Origin of the sequence: Fredinandcohnia onubensis (assembly GCF_002734285.1) — a bacterium.
Taxonomy (GTDB): Bacteria; Bacillota; Bacilli; order Bacillales; family Bacillaceae_L; genus Ferdinandcohnia; species Ferdinandcohnia onubensis_A.
In genome coordinates this window covers 1-24,921 of the sequence record NZ_NSEA01000028.1, presented here as the reverse complement: position 1 = coordinate 24,921, position 24,921 = coordinate 1, and the positions used below count along the sequence as shown (strand labels likewise).

Annotated in this window: 22 protein-coding genes; 6 read left to right on the top strand and 16 right to left on the bottom strand. The window is 36.5% G+C overall.

What is annotated here, in order from left to right:
- Positions 1–218 precede the first annotated feature (218 nt).
- The 4 genes from CKJ95_RS21265 to CKJ95_RS21250 form a co-directional block, all read right to left on the bottom strand.
- Complete coding sequence (locus CKJ95_RS21265; RefSeq protein ID WP_099355467.1) at positions 219–1,427, bottom strand: ATP-binding protein; 1,209 nt, start codon at positions 1,425–1,427, stop codon at positions 219–221.
- A 119-nt stretch (positions 1,428–1,546) separates the two neighbouring features.
- Entirely contained in the window at positions 1,547–2,227 is a 681-nt protein-coding gene (locus tag CKJ95_RS21260) for a Na-translocating system protein MpsC family protein (RefSeq protein ID WP_099355466.1), read from the bottom strand.
- Between the two features lie 141 nt (positions 2,228–2,368).
- Positions 2,369–3,058, bottom strand: coding sequence for a Na-translocating system protein MpsC family protein (locus CKJ95_RS21255; RefSeq protein ID WP_099355465.1), 690 nt, complete (start codon positions 3,056–3,058; stop codon positions 2,369–2,371).
- A gap of 235 nt (positions 3,059–3,293) precedes the next feature.
- On the bottom strand, positions 3,294–4,622 hold the full coding sequence (locus CKJ95_RS21250) for a polysaccharide biosynthesis protein (protein WP_099355464.1): 1,329 nt from the start codon (positions 4,620–4,622) through the stop codon (positions 3,294–3,296).
- 262 nt (positions 4,623–4,884) lie between these two features.
- Between CKJ95_RS21250 and CKJ95_RS21245 the strand changes: the two genes are divergently transcribed.
- From CKJ95_RS21245 to CKJ95_RS23965, 4 genes are all read left to right on the top strand, one after another.
- A complete protein-coding gene (locus CKJ95_RS21245; RefSeq protein WP_099355463.1) occupies positions 4,885–6,441 on the top strand; it encodes an ABC-F family ATP-binding cassette domain-containing protein in 1,557 nt (518 codons plus the stop codon).
- 226 nt (positions 6,442–6,667) lie between these two features.
- Entirely contained in the window at positions 6,668–7,123 is a 456-nt protein-coding gene (locus CKJ95_RS21240) for a MarR family winged helix-turn-helix transcriptional regulator (protein ID WP_099355462.1), read from the top strand.
- Between the two features lie 56 nt (positions 7,124–7,179).
- The gene (locus tag CKJ95_RS21235; protein WP_099355528.1) at positions 7,180–8,046 is read left to right on the top strand and encodes a permease; all 867 of its coding nucleotides are present in this window, start codon (positions 7,180–7,182) and stop codon (positions 8,044–8,046) included.
- Between the two features lie 56 nt (positions 8,047–8,102).
- Positions 8,103–8,234, top strand: a complete 132-nt coding sequence (locus tag CKJ95_RS23965; RefSeq protein ID WP_257215884.1) for a hypothetical protein — start codon at positions 8,103–8,105, stop codon at positions 8,232–8,234.
- Positions 8,235–8,398: 164 nt separating this feature from the next.
- Here the strand turns inward: CKJ95_RS23965 and helD are convergent, their stop codons facing one another.
- Positions 8,399–10,684 carry an RNA polymerase recycling motor HelD gene (helD, locus tag CKJ95_RS21230; protein WP_306475374.1) on the bottom strand — a complete coding sequence of 762 codons (2,286 nt, stop codon included), beginning with the start codon at positions 10,682–10,684 and terminating at the stop codon, positions 8,399–8,401.
- Between the two features lie 345 nt (positions 10,685–11,029).
- On the opposite strand from helD, the gene CKJ95_RS21225 reads away from it, so the two are divergent.
- On the top strand, positions 11,030–11,254 hold the full coding sequence (locus tag CKJ95_RS21225; protein ID WP_099355461.1) for a hypothetical protein: 225 nt from the start codon (positions 11,030–11,032) through the stop codon (positions 11,252–11,254).
- A 59-nt stretch (positions 11,255–11,313) separates the two neighbouring features.
- Here CKJ95_RS21225 and CKJ95_RS21220 read toward each other — a convergent pair whose 3' ends face one another.
- The 3 genes from CKJ95_RS21220 to CKJ95_RS21210 all read right to left on the bottom strand — a co-directional run bounded on the left by CKJ95_RS21220 (position 11,314) and on the right by CKJ95_RS21210 (position 15,714).
- Positions 11,314–12,756 carry a M20 family metallopeptidase gene (locus CKJ95_RS21220; protein ID WP_099355460.1) on the bottom strand — a complete coding sequence of 481 codons (1,443 nt, stop codon included), beginning with the start codon at positions 12,754–12,756 and terminating at the stop codon, positions 11,314–11,316.
- 7 nt (positions 12,757–12,763) lie between these two features.
- Positions 12,764–14,077, bottom strand: coding sequence for an amidohydrolase (locus tag CKJ95_RS21215; RefSeq protein WP_099355459.1), 1,314 nt, complete (start codon positions 14,075–14,077; stop codon positions 12,764–12,766).
- Positions 14,078–14,172: 95 nt separating this feature from the next.
- Complete coding sequence (locus tag CKJ95_RS21210) at positions 14,173–15,714, bottom strand: AbgT family transporter (protein ID WP_099355458.1); 1,542 nt, start codon at positions 15,712–15,714, stop codon at positions 14,173–14,175.
- Positions 15,715–15,883: 169 nt separating this feature from the next.
- On the opposite strand from CKJ95_RS21210, the gene CKJ95_RS21205 reads away from it, so the two are divergent.
- Complete coding sequence (locus tag CKJ95_RS21205) at positions 15,884–17,212, top strand: hypothetical protein (protein ID WP_099355457.1); 1,329 nt, start codon at positions 15,884–15,886, stop codon at positions 17,210–17,212.
- Between the two features lie 63 nt (positions 17,213–17,275).
- Here the strand turns inward: CKJ95_RS21205 and CKJ95_RS21200 are convergent, their stop codons facing one another.
- The 8 genes from CKJ95_RS21200 to CKJ95_RS21165 all read right to left on the bottom strand — a co-directional run bounded on the left by CKJ95_RS21200 (position 17,276) and on the right by CKJ95_RS21165 (position 24,899).
- The gene (locus tag CKJ95_RS21200; RefSeq protein WP_099355456.1) at positions 17,276–18,505 is read right to left on the bottom strand and encodes an ATP-binding protein; all 1,230 of its coding nucleotides are present in this window, start codon (positions 18,503–18,505) and stop codon (positions 17,276–17,278) included.
- Between the two features lie 37 nt (positions 18,506–18,542).
- Positions 18,543–19,745 carry a hypothetical protein gene (locus CKJ95_RS21195; protein ID WP_099355455.1) on the bottom strand — a complete coding sequence of 401 codons (1,203 nt, stop codon included), beginning with the start codon at positions 19,743–19,745 and terminating at the stop codon, positions 18,543–18,545.
- A 172-nt stretch (positions 19,746–19,917) separates the two neighbouring features.
- Positions 19,918–21,063, bottom strand: a complete 1,146-nt coding sequence (locus tag CKJ95_RS21190; protein WP_099355454.1) for an HD-GYP domain-containing protein — start codon at positions 21,061–21,063, stop codon at positions 19,918–19,920.
- Positions 21,064–21,355: 292 nt separating this feature from the next.
- Entirely contained in the window at positions 21,356–21,988 is a 633-nt protein-coding gene (locus CKJ95_RS21185) for a response regulator (protein WP_099355453.1), read from the bottom strand.
- Positions 21,981–23,021, bottom strand: a complete 1,041-nt coding sequence (locus tag CKJ95_RS21180) for a sensor histidine kinase (RefSeq protein WP_099355452.1) — start codon at positions 23,019–23,021, stop codon at positions 21,981–21,983. Before CKJ95_RS21180 ends, CKJ95_RS21185 begins: the two co-directional genes overlap by 8 nt.
- Positions 23,018–23,752, bottom strand: coding sequence for a cell wall-active antibiotics response protein LiaF (gene liaF, locus CKJ95_RS21175; protein ID WP_099355451.1), 735 nt, complete (start codon positions 23,750–23,752; stop codon positions 23,018–23,020). The genes CKJ95_RS21180 and liaF overlap by 4 nt, the downstream gene beginning before the upstream one ends.
- Positions 23,753–23,860: 108 nt before the next feature.
- The gene (locus CKJ95_RS21170; protein ID WP_099355450.1) at positions 23,861–24,508 is read right to left on the bottom strand and encodes a PspA/IM30 family protein; all 648 of its coding nucleotides are present in this window, start codon (positions 24,506–24,508) and stop codon (positions 23,861–23,863) included.
- 43 nt (positions 24,509–24,551) lie between these two features.
- Complete coding sequence (locus CKJ95_RS21165; RefSeq protein ID WP_099355526.1) at positions 24,552–24,899, bottom strand: lmo0954 family membrane protein; 348 nt, start codon at positions 24,897–24,899, stop codon at positions 24,552–24,554.
- Positions 24,900–24,921 lie beyond the last annotated feature (22 nt).

The following is a 24,921-nucleotide window of genomic DNA, read 5'->3' as shown; positions in this document are numbered from 1 at the left end:
GCTCAGATGGTGCGTGGGACTTCATCGACACCGTGAAGGACTTTACGCGCAGGCTCAGCTGGTGCGCGGGACTTCATCACTGCCATGAAGGACTTTACGCACGGACTCAGCTGGTGCGCGGGACTTCATCGACACCGTGAAGGACTTTACGCGCAGGCTCAGCTTGCGGGTGGGACTTCATCCCCTATACTCTCAACAACCGCCAAGCAAAAAGGTCTTCACCCCAGATGAAGACCTTCAGCTATTAGCGGCAATGAAATTTCAATGGTTGTGCCTTTGGTTTCCTCGCTATCGATTGTTAGTTGGCCTCCGTGTTCTTGGATAATCGTTTGGCAGATCATTAAGCCAAGGCCGGTGCCTTTTTCTTTTGTTGTGAAAAACGCCTTGCCGATTTTCTCGAGCTTGTCCTTTGGGATTCCACATCCATTGTCAGCAAAGCGAAGTATCGCGTTATTCCCTTTCGGATATAACGTAATATCGATAATTCCTCCATCATCGATTGCCTCGATACTATTTTTCAAAATATTAATAAAGACTTGCTTCAGTTTATTTTCCTCACAATTGATGAACGCATTTTTTATTTCATCATCATAGGCGGTTTTGATTCGGATATTATGAAGAATTGCCTGTGTATCTAATAAAAACACCACTTCATTCAAGATTGTTGTGAGCTTTCGTTGCTTAAGCTCAAGTTTTTTCGGCTTTGCGAGTAATAGCATTTCATCAACAATCGTGTTAATCCGGTCTATTTCGGATACCATGATTTCGGAGTAACTGTTAATCATTTTTGTCGTTTTTTCATCCTGCAAAAGTTGCGCAAACCCTTTTAAGCTTGTAAGAGGATTTCGAATTTCGTGTGCAATCCCCGCTGCCATTTCACCAATCATTGAAAGTTTATCAGTTTGTTGAATAAGCTCTTGGCTCTTTTTCACTTCCGTAATATCCCGTACGACAATATATTGGAAAAAATCTCCTTGGTAGGTAATCGGCATGACTTTTAGTTCAACAGAGATTTCGCCTAATGTCGGATGGTCAATTATCCCTTCCGTTATCTTTTTAAACTTATTTCCTTTTTCTATTTTTCTTGTTGTCTTTTTGGAGTCATATTTGATAAAATCGGTCAACGAATGCCCAACGACTGATTTATCATCTGAAGCTCCTATAAGAAATTTACCCGTATCATTTATATAGAAAATTTCCTCTTGGCGCATTAGGATAATCGCATATGGTGCATTTTCTACTAAAAAGCGAAACTCTCGATTTTTTCGGGATTCATAAACGGAAAATAATGATGCTGTTATCACAATTAATAAAAGATACACTTCCCAACGATTCATGATTCCTACATAAAAGATTTGACCCAATATTAAAATCAAACTACACAGAAATATCGAAAAATTCAACGCCTTCCATCTTCTCTTTCCCATTTCTCCCCAACCTTTTCTCTATTTTTTTCTAAAAAAAAGAAAAATGGCCTAACCTCATAATAGAAGTTAGGCCATGACGTAGGCTTGTCCAAATAAGACATCCTCGCATTTACCATTTTTTATTTCAATATAAAACAGATTAAACTGTTATCTTCTTTAAAATCCCAATCAACAAATATATCAGCGACTGGCTGCGAAAATATTTGTTCATACTTTCCATATCGATGCAGATAGCTTTTTTCAAGATTGTCCTTTGTAAAAAGAAGTTCCTTCTCAAAGCCTCTTTTTAATAACGCCTTTTCAATGGGTACCAAGATTCCATCTCGTTTCACAATAAGAATCCTTGGAGAAATTTGAAAACTGGATGTTTTCTCAGGAATCTTCTGGACTAGTTTACTAATCCTATCGATTTCGGATTCAAGAAGTGCAAAATCAATCGCTTTATCATTTTCCATTTTATTTAACGGACTTTCTAATTCTGCGATAATAACACCCGTGTTATTTGGAAAGTTCCAATCGTCGTAAAAGTTTTTTACCTCTGTCTCAAGCGTGACCTGAAGAGCTCCTTTTAATTCAGCTAATATACTTTGAATCACAACATTCCTTGCATAATCCACTTCAATATCCTTATTCTCCTGTAAAAGAACCTCTTCCATCGGAGAAATAAAACCACGAATTTGCAAAACTAAAAAGTGATCAGCTGTAACCGCAAAACAGGACTCAGGTCCCCGTCCAAATTTATTACGGAGAAGCTTGCTTGTGTAACTACTTATGTATTTTAATTTTTCCTGTAAATCCATGTGATTCCCACCTTTAGGGAATTCACTACAATAACCAATGACCTTCTATTCATCGGCCTTTATTATTGTAGCATTGTTTCCCTTTCATTTCCATGTACACCACTTAGTTTGTCAATTTTGGTGGGAATTATTAGGAATTTATCACTTACAATAAAAAACCTTATAGCTTACATCTTTGTCGTAATTCCAAATCATAAAGATATCATCTATTTCTTTGTTTGTAATTTTGTTGAATCTCTTTATATTCGCATTGTAATTTTTTCGAACTCTATTTTCTCTTTCTGAGAGAATGTGCATACCTTTTTCGATTAGCAGTCTTTCAATTGGCAGTAAATAGCCTGCACATCTAATGATATAAATCGTTGAACCAATTTTCGTCAAATCAAGCTCTTTTGGCTGATATTGATAGAATTCACTTTGTCTGCTAATCTCGTTTCGTAGCAACATAAATTCTAGCGAATTTTCCGTTGGTGTCCTCTCTTCCTGATCCACCTCCGCCAGAATCACACCCGTGTTTCTTTGGAAGTTCCAGTCTTGATACATCTCGTTGATCTTGATATTCAAAATCTCCTCTAACGTTTCCTGAATAGGTTCATAAAGATCTACCATTATATTTTTTCGGATCCTCTCGGCGGTTTCAATATCCCCTTTTTCAACGAGTTCATATTCGATTTTTGTCATAAATTTTTTTATGTGAACCACAATGTATTGTTCCGAAATCGACGTAAAGCAAGTTTCTGGACCTTTTCCAAATTTTGATTTTATTTGTTTGCTCACATAGCTGCTGATTTGTGTTAATTCTTCCTGTTTTGTAATGTAACTCCTTGACATGCGATCTATTATCCTCCTAAAACACAATAAAAAATGGCCTAACTTCTACACAAAATAGAAGTTAGGCCATGGTTAGACTTATTCGTATTCTACCATTTACCAATCTTTTCGAAAGATGAATTTTAATATTTTAAAAGATACTACATTATTAGTTTCAAATATTGAGACTAATGACTGCTAGACATTAATCTTGCTCATTGTATCACGAAGTTACTATAAAGACAAACAAAACAAACTATGAAGCCGTGTGTAGAAACTTGATCGAGAATATGGAGACACCAATTTTCCTACAGATTGTTACGTAATGCAGAAGGGCAAGTAAAACAGCGCCCATATTCATACCAATAATAATTCCCTCCATTTGCAGTGTTTGAAGGGATCCTAAGGCAAACATAATCCCAAATGATACGATAGTTGACCAAACATTATGGATAAATGCATCCTTTACCAACCCTAACCCGATTAAATAGGCTTGCATCGGGATTAAGAAGAAATGGAATAAGAAATATGGCCACAACATTTGCAAATACACAGTGGCTGAAGATGATTCAAAGAATATATGTGTAAGCGGTTCTGCAAAATAGTAAAAAATCACACAGGCTGGAACCCCGTATAGGAAGGTCATTCTCATTACCTGTTTGAGTAGGTTTTGCAGCATTGGCATATCTCTCTTTGAGTAGGCTTCAGACACAGTTGGAATTAACACGATCAGCAATGAATGGGCGATAAAAGCCGGGAAAAAGCCTATTGTTAATGCGACCCCTGTCATCAATCCAAAATGCTCCGTTGCGACCGCTGCGGGCATGCCTGCTTTTAGAAGAGCTGCTTTAATTAAAAATGGTTGAACCGCATGTGAAATCGCATGAAAAATACGCATTCCGGTTGTCGGTAAGGAAACAGCCAGTAGGTTTTTGCGTACAGCTTTTCCACTTAATGATGATGTCGGCCGATGGCCTAATCTGCGATAGTGAATAAGATATTCATATCCTAAATAACCAAATACGATTAAATCGCTCGCTACAAGTGTACATAAAGCGATTAGGATTGAAGTATGAATTTCAAATTCAAGTAATTGATAAATAAACACTAACAAGATTAACTGGACTGCTTTACGAAGGAAATTCGCAAATGCAATTCGCCCCATCGATTGAATGCCCATAAAATATCCCCTGGCAATTGATAGAAACGAGACGATGGGAATAAACAAGATGACGAGCCATCTAACAAATGGATGGTAATCATCGAAAACGGGGATAACTGGTAGAATCACAAATGCGAGCGAAATAATAATCGCTGTAAATACAGTTGTTAAAACAGTGGCATGCTTTAGCATACTCTTGTGATACCTGTCCTCTTTTTCGGCAATAAATTTGGAAATGGAAATAGGCAGCTCCAGACTTGCCAATATGACAACTAAAAAGATTGAAGGCAAAATGGTCATATATAATCCCATTCCATGTCCACCGAGCTCTTTTGCCAGAACGAGATTGATTAAGAACTCCACACACTCACCAATAAATGCTGCGATAATCAGTAACAATGTTCCTTTAAAGAATGTATTCATCCTGTAGCCCCTTACCTTTTTTATCAGTACTAAATAGATATGAGACAAGTCCACAGATTATTTAACGAAAAGAAAATTTTTACTGTTCTACTAATAAAGTACCCTTTCCAACCTCTTGATTTCTCGTTTATAATTATAATAATGTGTTTGGAAACCATAGGGACGGTTCTACTGGTCCCTATTAATTTTATTTTTTTGAAAATAAGTAACCAGGAGAACCGCCCCCCTGGTCCTACTAAACTTATGAAAAAGGTGTAAATAGATGAGTATATTAACAGTTTCAAATGTGAGCCATGGTTTTGGTGATCGTGCAATTTTTAATGATGTTTCATTTCGTCTTTTAAAAGGTGAACACATCGGGTTGATTGGAGCAAATGGTGAAGGTAAATCAACTTTTATGAATATCATCACTGGAAAGCTTGAGCCTGATGCAGGAAAAATTGAATGGTCAAAAAATGTTCGCGTTGGCTACCTTGACCAGCATACGGTGCTTGAAAAAGGAATGACCAACCGCGATGTATTAAATAATGCCTTTAAATATCTATTTGATATGGAAGCGGAAATGAATGAAATATACGGAAAAATGGGTGAGGCAACTCCTGAAGAACTCGAAAAAATGCTTGAGGACGTTGGAACCATCCAAGATACCCTTACAAACAATGACTTCTATGTTATTGATGCGAAGGTAGACGAAATTGCCCGTGGACTGGGCTTAGAGGATATCGGTCTTGAGCGTGAAGTTCAAGATTTAAGTGGTGGTCAGCGTACAAAGGTATTGCTTGCAAAGCTTTTACTTGAAAAGCCAGATATTCTATTACTCGATGAGCCTACCAACTATCTGGATGAACAGCATATCATCTGGCTTAGACGTTATCTTCAAGAATATGAAAATGCATTTATCCTGATTTCGCATGATATTCCATTTTTAAATAGCGTAATCAACCTGATTTATCATATGGAAAATCAAGAGCTTAATCGCTATGTCGGGGATTATGATAACTTCCAGAAGGTCTATGAAGTGAAAAAACAACAGCTTGAGTCTGCTTATAAAAAGCAGCAGCAAGAGATTTCTGAGCTTAAAGACTTCGTTGCTCGAAACAAGGCCCGTGTTTCCACACGAAATATGGCAATGTCTCGCCAAAAGAAGCTTGATAAAATGGAGGTCATTGAGCTTGCGAAGGAAAAGCCGAAGCCAGAATTCAATTTTAGAACAGGTAAAACGTCTAGTAAGCTTATCTTTGAAACGAAAGACCTTGTAATTGGGTATGATGATCCACTTTCAAAACCGCTTAATCTGCGCATGGAAAGAGGTCAAAAGATTGCCTTGGTTGGAGCAAACGGAATCGGAAAAACAACTCTATTACGAAGCATCCTTGGTATGAACAAGCCGCTATCCGGTTCCGTCGAGCTAGGTGAGAACCAAGAGATCGGCTATTTTGAACAAGAAATTAAAGAAGCTAACTATAATACTTGTATTGAAGAAATTTGGAGTGAATTCCCTTCCTTCAACCAGTATGAAGTTCGTGCAGCACTCGCAAAATGTGGATTGACGACAAAGCATATCGAGAGCAAGGTTGAAGTCTTAAGTGGTGGGGAAAAAGCCAAAGTCCGTCTCTGTAAATTAATTAATAGAGATACAAACATCCTTCTTCTTGATGAGCCAACAAACCATCTTGATGTTGACGCTAAAGATGAACTAAAGCGTGCCCTTAAAGAATATAAAGGAAGCATGCTCCTTATTTGCCACGAACCTGAATTTTATCACGATGTTGTGACAGACGTATGGAATGTTGAATCTTGGACAACAAAAGTATTTTAATTTAAAAAACGCAAAGCACCATATCAGGTGTTTTGCGTTTTTTCATATGAAACATTTGAACCATAGGGACGGTTCTATTGGTCCTCAATAGAAGCTATTATTAAATTACATCCACGGGAACCAGGGGAACCGTCTCCCTGGTTCCCCAAAAATAGTTGCAAAATGATAATAAAAATAGTTGCAAAACGCAAATATTTATTGTATAAATAAAACAGAGGTGAAAATAATGGAAAATAATAACTTGAGAAGCTTATTTCAAATGGTTGTAAGACGATTTGGTTTCCTAAATGAACAGTGCTGTGAAAACTGCTGTGGAGAAGAAATTAGCCTTTTACAAAGTCATATTTTATACGAAATAAAAAGACAGAATGATCCTTCCATGCAAGAAGTTGCTGGAGCTTTAGGTATTGATATAACAACTTTTAGCCGACAAATAAAAACACTAGTAGACAGAGAAATCGTTAAGAAAACGCCTCATCCAAATGATAACAGAGTCAACATTCTTTCCCTTACAGAAAAAGGTGAAACAATGGAGATTAATATCGATCAAGAAATGAATCATTATCTAAGTCAAATCCTATCTCACCTAAGCGAATATGAACGAGAGTCAGTAATTAGATCTGTAAGATTATTAAACGATGCAATGAAGAAATCAGAAAGCTATTGTTGTCCTCCTAAATAGGAGGACACTATTTGAAACAATACTTGCATTTCGCAAATATTAAAGGAGTGAATACAATGTGGAAAGACGTATTTATTGACTTTTTATTAATTGCTCTTGAATTAACCGTGCTATTTTTTCTTATCTCTTTAGTCATAAGCATGCTTCAAGGATTAATTCCATACGAGAATCTTGAGAAGTATTTAGTTCATTCTAATAAAGTGGTCGGAGCGACTGTCGCTATCTTATTAGCATTCATTACACCATTTTGTTCCTGTTCGACCATCCCTATTGTGGTTGGAATGATTCAGAAAAAGATGAGATTCAGTTTTGTAATGGTGTTCCTTTTCGCATCGCCTGTTCTTGATCCAACCATACTTACTTTAATGGGTGCACTTTTAGGTTGGAAAGTGGCTGTTTTATACACAGTTCTTACAACTGTTTTTTCAATTATTATTGGATTTACACTTGAAGCACTCGGATTTGAAAGTGCTGTTAAAAACGTTATCATCAAAGGCTTAAACGAAGGAGCCACAAAGTTCAATATGAAAAAGGCTTGGGCAGAGACTTTATCCCTTATGAAAACTGTCTACCCCTATCTCATTGTCGGCGCTTTAATTGGTTCTTTGATTCACGGTGCAGTTCCGACTGGTCTTATTACTACGTATTTTGGTGGAAATGATTGGTGGTTAATTCCCGTGGCAGCGATCATTGGGATTCCCCTCTATATAAGGTTATCCACTATGATTCCAATCGCTCAAATTATGGTTGCAAAAGGAATGGCTATAGGTCCTGTGATGGCAATTATGATCAGTTCAACAGGTGCAAGTTTACCAGAAGTTGCTTTATTAAATTCCATTTTTCATAAACGATTAGTTGTCGCCTTTTTACTCTCGGTTTTTACAATGTCTACTTTGTCTGGTACTTTGTTCTATTTTATTTAAGGTATTAATCTTATAAAAGATTGATATAAATATTAATCCATTAGGAGGAGATTATTATGTTTAAAGGTTTTATGAGCAAATTTAGAAGTTTTTCCAAGGAAGACTGCTGCTCCATTACCATCGAAGAAGTTAAGGATGAAAAAGATGCAGCCGAATGCTGTGATAATCAGCAATCTTGTTGTAGCTAATGTAATGCCCCTCTTCTAATGAAGGGGGGCATTGGCTTGGAGCCTAGTTGCCAAGCTCCTTTTTATCTTCGACAATGAACCATAGGGACGGTTCTATTGGTCCTCAATGGACACTATTATTAAACTACATCCACGGGAACCAGGGGAACCGTCCCCCTGGTTCTTTATTCTATTTGATATAACTCCTCATCCACTTTATCCAGCAAAAAATTCGTAAGATCCGTTCCGAAAAAGTGAAGCCGGTGCAATGGACGGGTCATGGATACGTAAAGAAGCTTGATGTCTATTTCATTATTATCGAATACTTCCTCGTTCGAATAGACCAGCACCGCGTCAAATTCCAAGCCTTTTGACAGATTCGAACTAACAATGACGACCTCTTGCTTATTAATTTCCTCATTTTCTTTTAAAAGCTGCACGGGAAGATCACTATATTTTTTGAAGGCTTTCGCTAGTTTTTGGCACTCTTTATTGGTCTTGCCGATGATCGCGACTGTTTTCATATTATCATCATAAAGAGTGTTAATTACCTCAGTTATGGAGAGAACGGTTTCCTTCTCAAACCCACTAATTTGATGAAAAACAGGCTTATCACCACGGCGGACAACTGGCTCAACCATAGGTAGATTTAGATGCAGTAGATCAAGTAATTGGTTTGCTGCATTCATAATTTCAATGGTGGTCCGATAGCTTTTTTGTAGGGTCTTATAGGTTGCCCTTGGAAAGATGTTATCCCTAACTGTTGCCCAGTTGTTAATGCCTCGGTAAGAGTGAATTCCTTGGGCTATATCCCCTACAATTGTAAACATGTCGGTTTCAAGTGCTGTTTTTAAGGCAGCTAGCTGAAAATAGCTATAATCTTGCGCCTCATCAATGACAACATTGCGGGCCTTCAGCTCCTTTTTCACCCCATAAAGCTTTGCCTTCAAATACAATAGTCCAGCTAAATCCTCAAGCTCATATGATTTTTTTAGTTGTTTTTGATAGTCCATAAAGAATTGTATTTGCTCATCGGTCAGAATCCCTGACGCATAGGTTGGAAATAATTCAGTCACAAACCTCTGAAAATAGTAGAATACATCGTGATGTGGAAGCTTTTTAATATAGGTATTAACTGCCGTGCGGGATTGCTTTGTGATTTCTTCAATAAGCTCCGCTTTTTTATCCAGCGCTTTTGTCACATAACGACGGCGCTTTTCCGGGTCAATTTGCGTTTTGAATAACACGTTATCAAGCTTATCATCATAAAACTTTGTCACTTTATGAAGCATTTTTTTCTTTTCCAACCGGACCGTGTTTTGAAGCACCTTTTTCACTTTTTCAATCCGCTTATAATATGGAAGATAGCGATATTCATAGGTCATTAAATGATGAATATCTCTCGCCTTATATAGCCGAAACTTTGATACAAAGAAGTCCTCTTTCGGTAGCAAGGAGCTTAAAATATCCTCCACATAATGCTCCAGCATATCCCGGTACTCAAGGGAACCTTTAAATGCTGAGATCCATTTAATCATTTCGGGATTGTTATATTCATCATGGATGAATCCGAGTAGCTTCTCATCTGCTTTCGTGAGCTTAATCGGTTTTCCAAGGCATTTTTTCACAAAATCTACAAACGTTGTCTGCTGGATGTGATCAACACCTAATTCTGGAAGCACCTCAGAAATATAATCAATAAAAAGGCGATTCGGTGCCAGAATCATCAACTGGTCAGGAGAAAAATACTCTGCATAGGTGTAAATAAAATAAGAGATGCGGTGTAGGGCAATAGTTGTTTTTCCACTTCCTGCAGCTCCTTGGACAATGATTGGTTTGTTCAGATCCGCACGAATGATACTGTTCTGCTCCTCCTGAATAGTTGAGACAATATCAGTTAAGCGGTTACTTGCACTTTCAGACAACGACTTTTGCAGAAGCTCATCGGTAGTTGTTAAATCAACATCCCGAATTTCCGCGAGCGCCCCATCCTCAATGATGAACTGTCGCTTTAAAGCTAAGTACCCTTTAAACTCCTCCCCCTCTGCCTCATATGAGACATCCCCTAGGCGGCCGTCATAATAGAGGTTAGCTACAGGTGAGCGCCAATCCACAATAATTGGCTGTTGGGTTTCCTTATCAAAGAGAGAGACCTTCCCGAAGTAGAGAACCTCCTCTTTTCCCGTTTCTTCCCGATTAAAATTAATTCTCGCGAAGTATGGCTTGTTGCGGTTTCTCTTCAGATTTCGCACCTCTTCATGCGTTCTTCTTAGTAAGGTTGAATTCGTTAACATATTAAGATAACTCAAGCTACTGTCTTTGAAATCAACACCATCCAGGGCTCCCTTTAAATTTTCACGAAAGTTCTCCTCAGTTGACTCTGATGCCTGAATGACAATATCCATGTACTTTTTCGTAAAATCCAACCGTTCTGTTTCCTCATCGAAGTCTGGATGTTTCTCCTCCATCATCAAACCACCTCCACTTATCAAAAAGAAAAAACCATGAATCAGCCGATAATCCATGGTAAGTAATCTCAAAAGAACAAAGTTTTCTGATTCAATATATAAAAGACGTATTCTTGATTATAGTATACACCGTTAATGAGGGCAACCTATATTTTCCTTTTATGGAATATACATTATTAACTTTGCTCGCAACACCTTACCTGAGAATAAATGTTTGCTATATAATTTTTAGCGCTTTCATCTTACGTATTAGTACAGAGTAGTGTATAATTTTAAGTAAGTTCACAAATTATCCACAATTACTGAAAAATAAAAATAGATTTTAGAATACATAAGGGGGAGCTAATGATGATTCGGACAGGGATTGCCGCTTTTTTAAGTTTCTTTTTATTACTTTTTGAAGGCTTTATTGTAATTAAATTAAAAGGGTATACTGGCATTTATTTTGGAGATTTACATCTACTCGTTAGCGTGCTAGCAATGAATTTCTTCTTTGCATTTACGATACTAACTCATATTAAAATGTGGCATCAAAATAAAGACATTAAGGAATCTGAAGCACAAGTAAAATAAGCGATCAAAACAGTGTAGGCGCATGAATGAATCATGCGCCTACTTTTGTGTCTTCCTTATTATGCTAATGGTGATGGCTCCACCCCTTTTGGAATAGGGCATTCATATGGATTTCCATCTAATTTTTCTTCCAATTCAACTTTTGCATCTTCAATTACCTCAGGACGAAGGAATAAATCTAATGCTGTATTAGCTAACACCTTACCTGCTTGAAGCATTCCTTTATGAGCAATAGATGTTCTGCCTTGGGAAACTAACTGCCATGAATGGAGTGGTGTTCCCATTACAAAGCATTCCCCAAAGAATTGTGCTGTTGGCACAATCCAACTTACATCCCCAACATCTGATGAACCAAACAAGATACCATTCGATTCTTCATAAGGGACAACAAGGTCGTTGAAAGTTTTTGTTGCAAAGTCTCTTGTAATTAAATTGGCCTTTGATCCCGCAACTTTTTTCATTTCATTAAGGGCATTGCTAACATCATCATCTGAAATTTGCTTTCTAATTTCTTCCGCATAACTCATTTCTTCTTCATTATATTCCGCAAGACCTACATTCTCCAAATGATTATGTAACACTTGCCCTAGTGCATTATTTGGAATATAGTTTGAGCACGCTTTATCGAAAGTGACCTCGACTTTTGTTTCCGTCATCAAGGCTGCACCTTTCGCAATATTTACAACACGTTCATATATACTTCTTACATCCTTCATATGAGGTGCTCGAATTAAATAGAGAACTTGTGCTTCACTTTGGACTACATTCGGAGAAAATCCTCCTGTATTGGTAATGGAATAATGAACCCGTGCCTCTGGTATAATGTGTTCACGTAAATAATTGACACCTACATTCATTAGTTCAACCGCATCTAATGCACTTCTACCTAGATGTGGAGAGTTTGCAGCATGAGAAGCTACTCCTTTGAATGTAAAATAAACTTGATAGTTTGCTAGAGTTGATAGCGTAAATACTCCGCTCGTTGAATGTGGATGCCATGTAAGGGCACAATCAATATCATCGAACGCACCTTCTCTTGCCATGAATGTTTTTCCTGAACCACCTTCTTCACCAGGGCATCCATAATATTTAATGGTACCAGATAAATTGTTTTCCTCCATATATTGCTTCACGGCAATAACCGCTGCTAATGGAGCAGTTCCTAGCAAATTATGTCCACAACCGTGACCGTTCCCTTTTTCTTCGAGAGGTTCATATGTGGTAGAACCTGCTTTTTGACTCATACCTGAAAGTGCATCATATTCTCCTAAAATCCCAATAACCGGCTTTCCACTTCCAAAAGTACCAGTAAATGCTGTCTTAACTCCACCTACTCCACGTTCAACCTTAAAACCTTCATTCTCAAGCGCCTGACATAAAACGTCTGCAGACTGATGCTCTTCAAATCTAGTTTCAGCCAAGTCCCAAATTTGATCGCTAATTTTGATATATGTGTCTCTTTTTGCCTCTATATAGTCGTTTATTTTTTCAACAAAGTTCAATTTTCACTTACCCCCATTGTCGATTTTTAACTGATGTTAAGATGTGTAGAAATGATTCTACTCCAATTTTCATGACTGTTTCATCGATATCGAACTTTTCATTATGATGGCCAGCTGCTAAAGTAGTTCCTAGAATGCTATAGGTTGCAAATCCACCGTTTTCTTTCACTCTAGCCATCATATAGGTAGCATCTTCTGAACCTGCAGCAAAAGAAGACTCCTTTACGATCGAATGTACGCCTGTCACATTCCCGATGCTATCATGCATAAATTCGATTAATTCTTCACTTGAATCACTTGTACGGGCTTCGCCAACGATGTCATATTCAACATCCACTCCGTACATGGAAGCAGCGCCATTCAGTACATTTTTTGCGCTTTCTAACATAAACTCATTAACTTCTGTATTGATTCCACGAGTTTCAACCTTCAAATGAGCATGTTGAGGGATAATATTTCTTCCACTACCAGCTTGAAGTACCCCTACATTTACTCTCGATGCGCCACCACTATGACGAGGGATACTTTGTAAGCCAAGAACCGCAGAAGCAGCAGCAAGTAGAGCATTTTTTCCTTCTTCTGGTTTTGCCCCAGCATGTGCAGCTTTTCCAGAAAACTCAACATTTAATTTCGTCGTTGATAAAAATCCATTAGAACCACAAATAACCTCACCTAATGGAACTCCTGTACCAACATGTGCTGCAATAAATAGATCAACATCATCGACGACTCCTGCTTCTACCATGGATTTCGCACCACGTACACCTTCTTCAGCCGGTTGAAAAATGAGTTTAATTTTTCCAGTTAACTCCTCTTTCATTCCTGTTAAAAGCTTGGCAATTCCTAGACCAATTGAAGTATGCGCATCATGTCCACAAGAATGCATCATCCCAGAATTAATAGATTGGAATTCTTGGCTAACAGGGAAATGATCTTCTGCATTAGATTCCTGAATATCTAGTGCGTCCATATCAAATCGTAGTCCAACAGTTGGTCCTGGTTTTCCTGTGTCTAAAACACCCACTACACCTGTATATCCACCAGATAAATATGGGATCCACTCTTCTTTTGCTCCTTGCTCTAATGCTCTTTTTTCATGCATTTCAAGTACTGATTGCGGTGGTACACCCATTCGAGAATTATGATCGACTACTTCTTTACCAACCTTAACCTCATAACCCCATTCTGATAATTTTGAAGCAACGATTGAAGCAGTTCGAAATTCGACCCAGCCAGATTCAGCGTATTTATGAAAATCTCGTCTCCATTCAACCATTGATGGATAAATCTCTTCTACCATTTGTGAAAAATTTCTTGACATCGCGGTCACCCCTTTTAGACGTTGAAATGTTTATAGGAGAAGGGCTTTAATCCCTCCTCCTAGAACAAGTAATCTACAACTTTTATAAAAATAAATTAATTCATGTACATTTGAATTCCTGGTCCAATTGGAATACCAAATAGGCCAAATACGAGTAGCATGACAATCCAGATTGCTAAAAATGCAATTGAGTAAGGAATCATCAGTGCCATCAATGTACCAATTCCAGCTTTTTTATCATATTCATTCATAAAAGCGAGGATAATCGCAATATATGGGTTAAGTGGTGTTAGCATATTAGTTGATGATTCACCAATACGATAAGCAACCTGAACAAAAGCTGGATGATAGTTCATTAGCATCATCATTGGAACGAAAATTGGCGCTTCGAGTGCCCATAATGCTGAGCCACTCGTTACAAATAGACTAAGTAATGCTGTTAAGATGACAAAACCAATAATGACAGCTAAGCCCGAAATATTTGCAGCACTTAAGAATTCTGCACTATTAACAGCAATCCATGTTGCAAGATTACTCCAGTTAAAATACGCAATAAATTGTCCAATCGCAAATACGAGTACGATATAAGGAGCCATTTCTGTAATGGCCTCAGTCATATACTTTGGTACATCAGACGTGCTTTTGATTTTCTTCATTGTTACCCCAAAAGTTATACCGACGACAACAAAGAAAAGGAAAATAATCGGAATGATCCCACTTAGGAATGGAGAAGGAATTAATCCTCCCTCTTCATTTGTTAACGGGGAATTAGGCATATAGATCAGAGTTACAATAGCCCCAATATAAATAAGTGCAGCAATCAATGTATTTCTAAGTGCCTTCTTTTCTAGCGGATCAACTTCTTTTGATTTCTCGCTAACCGCGCCCCCTTCATATTTTCCAAGCCTTGGTTCAACTATTTTATCGTTGACGAATACCCCAACTACGGTAAGAACAAATACAGAAGCACTCATGAAAAACCAGTTATCAACAGGAGTAACTACTACATTTGGATCTATTGTTTTTGCTACCTCTGTGGAAATTCCAGAAAGGAGTGCGTCAGTTCCAGCAATTAGAATGTTTGCCGTAAAACCAATCCCAGCACCCGCAAATCCAGCAGCTAAACCAGCAATCGGGTGTCTACCCATTGTATGGAAAATTACAGCTGCAAGTGGAGGAATGATAACAAATGCAGCATCAGATGCAATATTACCCATAATCGCTACAAAAAACACTGCATAGGTAATAATGGATTTATGCGCTTTCATGATAGATTGTTTAATCGCACTCTCAAGTAATCCAACCTTCTGAGCTAACCCTATCCCTAGCATCATTGTTAAAACAAGTCCTAATGGTTTGAAGCCAGTAAAGTTATCCAACATTGTGGTTAACATAAACTGTAAACCTTCACCAGATATTAAGCTTTTAATTTCCAGTTCTTCTCCAGATCCCGGATGGATAACAGTTACATCAAATAGACTTACGACCCAGGAAAACAGAATCATAAATCCCGCTAAATATACGAATAACATGAATGGATGCGGCAATTTGTTACCTAACACTTCAATAAAATTCAATATTCGCATATATCCTTTTTGATTTTGATTGTTCTGAGTTTCAACTGTTGGTTGAGCCATCACATCACCTCTTTTATTTTGGTTTATTTTCGGACACCTTTTGTCCACTTCCTAATATAGTTTCTATCATAATAAAAAAAATAAATAATTACAATGTAAGATTCTGACTATTTTCTATAATGTCTATTTTTGCTATAGTATAATAAAAGAAAAAACAAGGAGTTAATAGATGTTTCAAATAGGAATCATCACTGCAAAAAATTCATTAACGTGGATTCTAGAGTTAGAAAACTTTTTTGAAAATCAATGTCAATTTACGTTTCTTCCATACGAAAACTTTAATGAAATTAAAGAAATGTATGAAAAAAACGCCCTATTTATGGATGGCATCATCTTTAGTGGTCAAGTCCCCTATTTTTATATAAAAAAGGAATTAATGTACTTTGAAAAACCTACCATTTACTTTGATTTAAACGAAAGTGATTTTTATAAAACATTATGTAAAACGATTTTAAAAGAAAAGAATTTTGATATTTCAAGAACATTGATTGATTTTATTTTTGAGCAAAATAATTTTCTAGGATTAAAAGAATGGTTGGAAGAAGAAGAGTTTCCCTATTTTCATAATAAGGATATTGAGTCATTTGACACAGAGACCGTATATGATGACGTATTTCAACAGCATGTAAGCTTATTTGAAGCTGGCAAAATCGATCTTTCTTTTACGAGGGTTAGTAGTATTTCAAAAAAATTAACTGAAAACGGCATCAAACATGTGATTGTTTATCCTTCCTTAGAATCAATGATTAAAAAAGTGAATGATTTTCTTAATCAAATTAAAATGTTGCGTTTAACTGAAAATCAAGTAGCTATCGGTAATATTGCCATTTCACAAATAACAATAAGCCCTGATATGAATCATGACCTAGAACGGAAAATGTTATTGTTGAATCAAGCACTGTTAGATTACAATAGTAAAAATCAACTCGGCTTTATTATCCAGAGAAACTTCCTTAATTTTGAGGTCATTACAAACTATAAGGCATTGAGAGACATTACAAATGAGTTTACACAATGTTCACTATTGTCCTATCTTAAACAAACATTACCTTTCGAAATAGATATTGGTTGGGGAATTGGCAATTCGTTGCAAGAGGCTCGTCTCAATGCTGATCATGCAAACAAAGAAAGAAGAATCGATCGCGGGACGTCCTATATAATGACTGAAGATGAACAATTAATTGGACCTCTTGGTGATGAGACATGTTTACAGATTCCAAATCAAATGAACATTCAGATTGAGAAATTTAGTAGTCAAATAGGCATGTCTGCATTAAATATACAAAAAATAATGGCCGTTATGGAGAAACTTCAAACAAATGAAATTGTTTCAGATGACCTTGCCATTCATTTTGGAATCTCTCAAAGAGCTGCAAACCGTATCTTACAAAAGCTTGAGGAAAAGGGAGTAGCTGAAGTTTCTTATAAAAAGCAAAAAAAATTACGTGGTAGGCCAAAGAAAGTTTATCAAATCGATTTCTTAGCAAAATTATCTTAATCTTTGAAAAATGGATAAATTTTTATAGGTAAAAACAAAAGCCGACTCCCAGGGTCGACTTTTTTATTGCGTAATTGGTAATATAATCTCTACCTTTGTTCCTTTTGCAGGTTTACTATTGATACTAATTTTCCCATGATGGTCTTCGATGATTTTTTTAGACACCATTAAGCCTAAACCCGTTCCATAATCCTTTGTTGTAAAAAATGGTTCGAACAGCTTTTCTTGTACATCCTCAGGAATTCCACAGCCCTCATCACTAATGAGAATTGACACCATATTATTGGCGGTTTGGCTGCCATTAATCGTTAGCTTACCGCCCTCTGGCATGGACTCAAAACCATTTTTAATGAGATTTAAGAAAACCTGTTTCATTTGTTTCTCATCACAATCGATATCCAGAACAATCTCATCCATTCTCAGATCAATGGCAACATTCCTCGCGTTCTCAGATTGCTCAATAATCGAAAGGACATATTCAAGAAGTTCCTTTAGATTACATTTCGTAACATTAATTTGCCTTGGTTTGCCGATAACCAGTAAATCATTAAGGATTGAATTAATTCGATCAATTTCCTGCTCCATGATCATATATTGCACTTCATCTTCTTTATGTTTTTCCCGCTGAAGTTGGGTAAACCCTTTTAAGGACGCCAACGGATTACGAATCTCATGTCCAACCGTCGTCGCCATCTGCCCTACAAACGCAAGCTTCTCCTTCTTGCGAAGCTCCTCATGCGTTTCCGACAGTGCTTCAATATACGAGTAGAAACGGGTTAGGAGGATATAGGCAATAAGTGCAAACATACCAATCAGTAAAATTATTGCCATTACAATACCATTTCCTAATAATAGACCAATCAATCCATATTTCATTGTAATCGCAATGGAAACTGTCAGGAAGAATCTCTTATTTATGAAGATAGGAGAGAATAGCAAAAAGGCTATTTCAGCTGCATTTCCACTCTTAAACTCTGCATTACTTCCCCAATAAGTGATTACATCATCAATTCCAGTGACTAAAAGATAAGACAACACATAAAAGTATTTAATCAAATGCAGCTTACCTATTTTCTTTAAATAAAATGAGACTGGAATAAGGACAATTACTAATATATAGGCTGCATATGCAAAATCGGTAGGAAGGCCAATCTTTGCTTGAATAAATATAGGGTATATAAAATAATAGAAGAAATCATATAGCACGAAAATGCTATAAAACAATATTAAATATAAACGTAGCGCCTTCTTCTCTTCATGCAAAAGAAGAGAGTTATGTTTTAGATAAGACATATCTATCCTCACTTAGTTAAATGATTATGCTTTTTCATTATATATTATTTTCTTCACCTGAGTATATAGTCCTATACTCTCTCTTATTTTCAAATTTTTTAAATAATGAGTAAGAAAGAAATAAAAGGAAAATCAACATCTGCGCACTGAAAACGAAAGCATCCCAAAATTTTAATGATGATACTGACTCAGTAAACCCAGGGAGCACATTTATCATAATATATACTAATTGAGGTAAATAGTAAAAACCAAACATAGAGAAGGTCAACAAAATTCCTATCAAAAAGAAAAAGGAATAGAAGACAATAATTCTGTTATCTGATGTTTTTTGTTTACTATTAAATAGTCCTTTTATAAATTCCATTCCACTTTCCATCAGATTATAATTCCCCGTGCTATTTTCAAAAACATAATAAAGATCTGTTTTCATATAAATACAGCATTGATAGATGATTCGAATCACAATATCGAAAGCAATCAAACCAATAATTCCATTCATAATCTCATTTGAAAATACGTTAGTTACTTTTAGGAGTAGTGTAACTAATAGTATGAAACTATCAAAATATATTCCTGCTAAAAATAATAGGTTTCGATCCTTTGAAGAAAGCTTCCAGCCTTGGGTTAGGTCCGTTTCGAATACGATGAAAAACAATCGATTGCCAATTTGTAATCGTGTTGGGAGATTAAACGAGCGGATAGCCAAAATATGTCCACATTCATGTATAAAGATTAACACCATTGAAACTCCGGCATACAAAAGTATATTAAACATCATTGTATCAAAGACAAATAAATCCTGATAACGAGGAAAAAGATCGGGATCTTTCACAAATAGAAAGAGATTCACTAACAAAAATAATGGATAGAAAAAACGAGTAAACCGATTAAAGAAAATCTTCCCAAGTTTCGGTGATATCCATTTAAGTCCTAAGTCTTCATGATTACGTGTCTTTTCTACACTTACTTTTGCTCCATCTACCATTTCTACTAAATCTAAATCCAGCAATTGTTGGCCAAAATCAAGCAAATCAATCTCTTCATCTGGATATTTTTCGATGAGTAGGTGTTCTATTTCACCAAGCGATAAACCGTTGTTAATCAACTCTATTGCATCAATACATACTACTGGCATTTCATAAAATTCATGAGTTACTAAATCTTCGATAATATAATTCTTATTATCTTTACGTATCATTAACTCGTGTAAACATAAAATAGATTCAGCAGTTAATTGCAATCTTCACACCTACTTTTCTTCATAATAAAAGGATGCTTTAGTTTATTTATAAGCACCCTTTCGAAAATATATATTATGGACGGCCACCTGGTAACCAAGCACACCACCAGCATGTCGCTTTTATCCTTTTTAGTTTTTTAATTAACATTTCGTCACCTCCTACTTTGATAGATTATGACTCTTTCTGTATCTCAATCCATAGTGGATAAACCTTTTTAAAGATAGCTACTAGATTTGGATCAAATTGAGTGCCTTCACCTTGAAGAATTCGATTATAAGCCTCTTCAACAGGTAGTGCACCTCTATATGAGCGTGATGATGTCATAGCGTCAAATGCATCCGCAATTGCTGTAATTCGGGCATTTAACGGGATATCGTTTCCTTTAAGCTGGTCAGGATATCCTTTTCCATCCCATCTTTCGTGATGTGATCTAATAATATTTAAACTTGAACCAAGACCTTCCACGTTTTTTACTGCTTCTTCTCCAACGACTGGATGTGTTTTTATTATTTCATACTCTTCATTTGTTAATTTCGCGGGCTTCATTAGTATAGAATCAGGAATATTGACCTTACCGATATCGTGCAGCAAACAAGCATAGTTAAAAGACTTTAATTCATCCTGTGTATATGTCCCTACCTCTTTAGCTAGCACCATTGCGTATTTAGCAACTCGCTCACTATGACCTCTTGTATAAGGGTCTTTTAATTCTAAGGCAGCAATTACACCTTTTACGATACCTTCCATTTGTTGGTCATAGGCAGTACTTAGCGCATTTACATATCCGTAAAATCTAGTAAGTAGTATATATGCCACCATCGCCAGTACTATAGTTAAAACAATCGGAAGAGCCACTAATGTTGTTCCAAGTATTGCACCAATCAAAAGATATTTAACGGTTAATCCTATAGAAACTACCCAGAAATATTTTTTATTTACAAAAATAGGAGAAAATAAAACTAGGAAAAGCTCAACTGCATTTCCATTAGAGAATAAATCAGGTTCATCCCAATAAGTTACTAAATCATTTATAAAACTTAACAACGCATACGTAAAAAAGAAATAGTATTTTGTTAAATACTGTTTATCTTTATTATTATTATAAAAAATTAATGGTATTAAAAGTGCAATAATAAAGTATAAAACATAACCAAACTTATTAGGAAATCCGAATGGTACATTTGATACATAACTAGGATATATAAAATAATAAAACAAATCATACCCTGCCATTATTATTAGGAATAAAAGGCTAAACCAAACAGCAGTTCTTTTTTCCTCATATAATAATACCGATCTTTTATTCATTTTCTGCATCACTTTTTCTCCATTTTCTCTTATATTTCTAGATATATATGCAATAATCCTTTTTATATTACAAAAAAGGTACAAAAGTCACAGACGAAATTCGTCAAATATCGACTTTTCAATTATAAACCATCTGTCCTACAAACTAAATAGTAAATTAGGTATAAAAATCTTCCTATATCACATAAAATATGGTAATTGCCGTGTAGGTCCTTGTGCCCGTTGGATAAAAATCGTTCTTTTATTTTAATACAAAAATAAAAACACAGAAAGGAATCTGCGTTTTTTGTCGAAAGAATATTTATTTTACAAGAGAATGTTTGAATGCGTATATGACCGCTTGTGTTCGATCTTGTACCTCTAACTTACTTAATATATTACTAACATGTACTTTTACCGTTTTTAGCGCAATAAAAAGTTCGTCTGCGATCTCTTGATTCGTTTTACCATCCGCTATTAGAAGCAGTATTTCCATTTCACGATTTGTCAATTCTTCATGTGGAAGCTGTTTTTCCTTTTGTCTCATTCGAACCATCATTTTCCCCGTAACTTCTGGCTCTAAAACTGACTGCCCATGATAGGTTTTACGGACGGCTTCAGCGATTTCACTCGCCTTCGATGTTTTTAACATGTAGCTCGTTGCACCCGCTTCTAAAGCAGGATATACCTTTTCATCATCAATAAAGCTTGTGACGATGATGATTTTTGCTTCAGGCCAGATCTCAATGATTCTTCTTGTTGCCTCAATACCATCCATTTCCTTCATTACGAGGTCCATTAATATAATGTCAGGTCGAAGCTCTAGTGCTAAATCAACCGCTATTTTTCCGTCATCTGCTTCACCAACGACTTCAATATCTGGCTGTGCAGATAGATAGGAGGAAACTCCTATTCTTACCATTTCATGATCATCGACAAATAATACTTTAATCATTTTCTCCACCCTCTAACACTGGTACTTTTACTTCAATCCGTGTTCCTTTGTCTTTAAGACTAACGGTCCGCATTGTACCGCCTATTTCCACTGCACGTTCATACATATTCTGAAGCCCATAGGAACCAGTCTTCGCTTGTTCCACGTCAAATCCAATTCCATCATCAACGATTCGTAGAATGACAAACTCATCCCTTTTAATTAGCAGGACTTCTAACTGATTTGCTTTTGCGTGGCGGAGGGTGTTTGAAACTGACTCTTGAAGAATGCGAAATAAGTGGTCCTCGACCCCTTTATCAATTTGAAAGTCCTCAATCTTTGTTTCAATTGTTACGGGTACCTTTTGTGATAATTCAACTAAGAGCTCCTGAATTCCTTCTTGGAGTGTCTTTCCTTTTAATGCAACTGGACGTAAATGGAGTAAGAGTGCGCGCATTTCTAGTTGTGATTGATGAATCATTTCCTCAACAAGCTTAAACTGTTTTGCCTCACGTTCATCTGTTCGCGGCTTAGACTCATTAATAGCGGACATCATCATCGACGCAGCAAAGAGCTGCTGGCTAACGGAATCATGGAGTTCTCTCGCTAACCGATTACGCTCATCGGAAACAATTTGTTGAATTCGTTTTTCCTGATCCTCAGCCTTTTCATTTGCAAGTTTTTGGGAAAGTTTCGTTTGCTCAGCGATATGAGTTTGTAGCTTTTTAATCCGCTCCCAAATAGTGTTGAATTCAGCTGTTTGGTTAACTGGGATGTCAGAAATGAACCTTCCCTGTTCCATTTGATAAATCGCGTTAGAGACAGAAAGTAGCTGTTTTCTCCATAAATACCCTGACAATATCCCAAAAACAAGCCCAGCAATTAAGCTCAGACTTAAGGTTAAAATAATATACGGTAAATCCATTAGCTTTGTTTGCCAAAGTGCGGCCCAATTGGCTAAAGGAAAGGCCATGAATGCAATGACATGAGCCAATACAAATAGAAACACCGAGACACAAATACCAACAATGATTTGTTTTTTTACGGTACTCATGCTCGCTTCACCTCAAGGTCTCCCACTCCAATTGAAGTGACTATCTTAAGCTTGGGTTCGGTGTGATCATATTGTTCAGTCTGATAATGAAGTGTTTGGTTCACCGTTTTAGCGTCCTGATTTTCAAAGATCGTTGTCGCTCCATAAAGGACGGAATGATGTACCTTCACTTCAACCTCATACGGGACAAAGATTTGAACATTCCCAATCATATTTCGAATAAAAATAACTGATTCACCTTTAGGTAAAACCGTATAGCTTAAATCAATAATCGTATCGCCAATTCCTGACTGAATGTTCACATCGTTCCATTCATATACATACTCTGGTGTTTTTTGTTGACCCAACACGATGTTTTGAAACAATGGCTGACGTCTAAGAATTGGTTCTTGTTTTGATGTTTTTTCCGATTCTTTTATCTCAGGTTTAATATAATGTGGTTTTTTCTTAGATTGTAAAAATTGAATTAGTAAATAAATAAGAACGGCAAGAATCAAAAACTTTACTGTCATCATATTTAAAATGGTAAAAGCTAAACTAATCCATCCAAACCAAAACAGGATTTTGCCAAATGTTCGCGGCAACTTTTTACGGCCAATATAAATACATCCAAACGATATCACAAAAGAGAAAAGGACTCCGCCATTAAAAAACGTAACTTCAATGATTAATAAAATGATTCCAAGAAGAAAAAATGCATTAAGATTGTCTGATTTGATTTTATTTAACATGTCCGGATCCTCCCTTCATTTTCATTGAATGCATTGATTATCGCCCGTAAGGTATAGGGGCTAAGAAGACGTAGATTGTCTACGCCTTCTTAGAATACCATGTTTTCACTATGAAATTGAATGTGTTTCTTCATTTTTCACTTCTTTTTCAAGCAGTGCAATTCTCGCATCAATTGTGTTGCGATGGTATGAGGAATTTACTTGATGTTCGAGACGATCAAGATATGATTCCATTTCTTCAAACGTTCTTGAAGCTTTATTTGTATATGCATTTGTATCTAGCACTTGGTTCATGCGATGATTAGCACGTGCAATGTTCTCACGGCCCATTAATTCCATACGCTTAATATGCATATCTTTAAGCTTATGCTTCATTTCCTCATACTTTTTCTCAAGTCCGATAAGTTCTGTAGCCGTATTTTTTAACGCTTCCTGTAACTTAGCCGCACGTTCTTCATATGACACTTGTTCTTGAACTGCAAACTCATATAATTCTGTTTCTCCAGCTTTGTGCGCTACACCCGCTTGGTGTTTACGCTTTTCAGCAAGATCCTCTGCTTCGCGATGTTCTCTTGCAAATTGATCCTTTAGAGAGTGTTGACGCTCAACAAGCTTGCGGACCTTCTCAACCTCTGCCTCACATTGACGTAGATACTGGTTAAGCAACGCGATTGGGTTTTTCTTTTCTTTTTCATCTAACACGCCATGAAAATCTGCTAAAATTGTGTCCTTTATACGAGTTAATAGGTTTGCCATTTGTATCATTCTCCTTTTTAATGAATAATCTTATTTCGAAAAATTAACGTTTGTTCAATTCAGCCCATTGTCTTTCAAAGTTAGTGAATGGGTCAGTTGATTCAGATACGACTTCTTTTTTTTCTTTTTTCCAGTTTCTAATAACAACATAAAGAATGTATGCTGCAACGACGCCTAGAATTGCAGGTGCATTTGAAGCTGACGCAATAAGAGCGATAACCCCAACAACTGCCCATAGTACCTTACCAAATGTTGAGTCAGTCTTCATAAACTGTTTAAATGCAAAATACAGAATGGCCAAGCTAATCGCTAAACCAATCAGTGGTCCAACCTGCGATAAAAGCACAATTGCTGCAATACCTCCAAGAATAAACAATCCGAATTTTTTCATGTTTATATTCATTCCTTTCGCT

Bases quoted from the DNA above. Each gene is read 5' to 3' on its own strand.
- CKJ95_RS21265 (WP_099355467.1), bottom strand. From the start codon at position 1,427: ATGGGAAAGAGAAGATGGAAGGCGTTGAATTTTTCGATATTTCTGTGT.
- CKJ95_RS21260 (WP_099355466.1), bottom strand. From the start codon at position 2,227: ATGGATTTACAGGAAAAATTAAAATACATAAGTAGTTACACAAGCAAG.
- CKJ95_RS21255 (WP_099355465.1), bottom strand. From the start codon at position 3,058: ATGTCAAGGAGTTACATTACAAAACAGGAAGAATTAACACAAATCAGC.
- CKJ95_RS21250 (WP_099355464.1), bottom strand. From the start codon at position 4,622: ATGAATACATTCTTTAAAGGAACATTGTTACTGATTATCGCAGCATTT.
- CKJ95_RS21245 (WP_099355463.1), top strand. From the start codon at position 4,885: ATGAGTATATTAACAGTTTCAAATGTGAGCCATGGTTTTGGTGATCGT.
- CKJ95_RS21240 (WP_099355462.1), top strand. From the start codon at position 6,668: ATGGAAAATAATAACTTGAGAAGCTTATTTCAAATGGTTGTAAGACGA.
- CKJ95_RS21235 (WP_099355528.1), top strand. From the start codon at position 7,180: ATGTGGAAAGACGTATTTATTGACTTTTTATTAATTGCTCTTGAATTA.
- CKJ95_RS23965 (WP_257215884.1), top strand. From the start codon at position 8,103: ATGTTTAAAGGTTTTATGAGCAAATTTAGAAGTTTTTCCAAGGAAGAC.
- helD (WP_306475374.1), bottom strand. From the start codon at position 10,684: ATGATGGAGGAGAAACATCCAGACTTCGATGAGGAAACAGAACGGTTG.
- CKJ95_RS21225 (WP_099355461.1), top strand. From the start codon at position 11,030: ATGATTCGGACAGGGATTGCCGCTTTTTTAAGTTTCTTTTTATTACTT.
- CKJ95_RS21215 (WP_099355459.1), bottom strand. From the start codon at position 14,077: ATGTCAAGAAATTTTTCACAAATGGTAGAAGAGATTTATCCATCAATG.
- CKJ95_RS21210 (WP_099355458.1), bottom strand. From the start codon at position 15,714: ATGGCTCAACCAACAGTTGAAACTCAGAACAATCAAAATCAAAAAGGA.
- CKJ95_RS21205 (WP_099355457.1), top strand. From the start codon at position 15,884: ATGTTTCAAATAGGAATCATCACTGCAAAAAATTCATTAACGTGGATT.
- CKJ95_RS21200 (WP_099355456.1), bottom strand. From the start codon at position 18,505: ATGTCTTATCTAAAACATAACTCTCTTCTTTTGCATGAAGAGAAGAAG.
- CKJ95_RS21190 (WP_099355454.1), bottom strand. From the start codon at position 21,063: ATGCAGAAAATGAATAAAAGATCGGTATTATTATATGAGGAAAAAAGA.
- CKJ95_RS21185 (WP_099355453.1), bottom strand. From the start codon at position 21,988: ATGATTAAAGTATTATTTGTCGATGATCATGAAATGGTAAGAATAGGA.
- CKJ95_RS21180 (WP_099355452.1), bottom strand. From the start codon at position 23,021: ATGAGTACCGTAAAAAAACAAATCATTGTTGGTATTTGTGTCTCGGTG.
- liaF (WP_099355451.1), bottom strand. From the start codon at position 23,752: ATGTTAAATAAAATCAAATCAGACAATCTTAATGCATTTTTTCTTCTT.
- CKJ95_RS21170 (WP_099355450.1), bottom strand. From the start codon at position 24,508: ATGGCAAACCTATTAACTCGTATAAAGGACACAATTTTAGCAGATTTT.
- CKJ95_RS21165 (WP_099355526.1), bottom strand. From the start codon at position 24,899: ATGAAAAAATTCGGATTGTTTATTCTTGGAGGTATTGCAGCAATTGTG.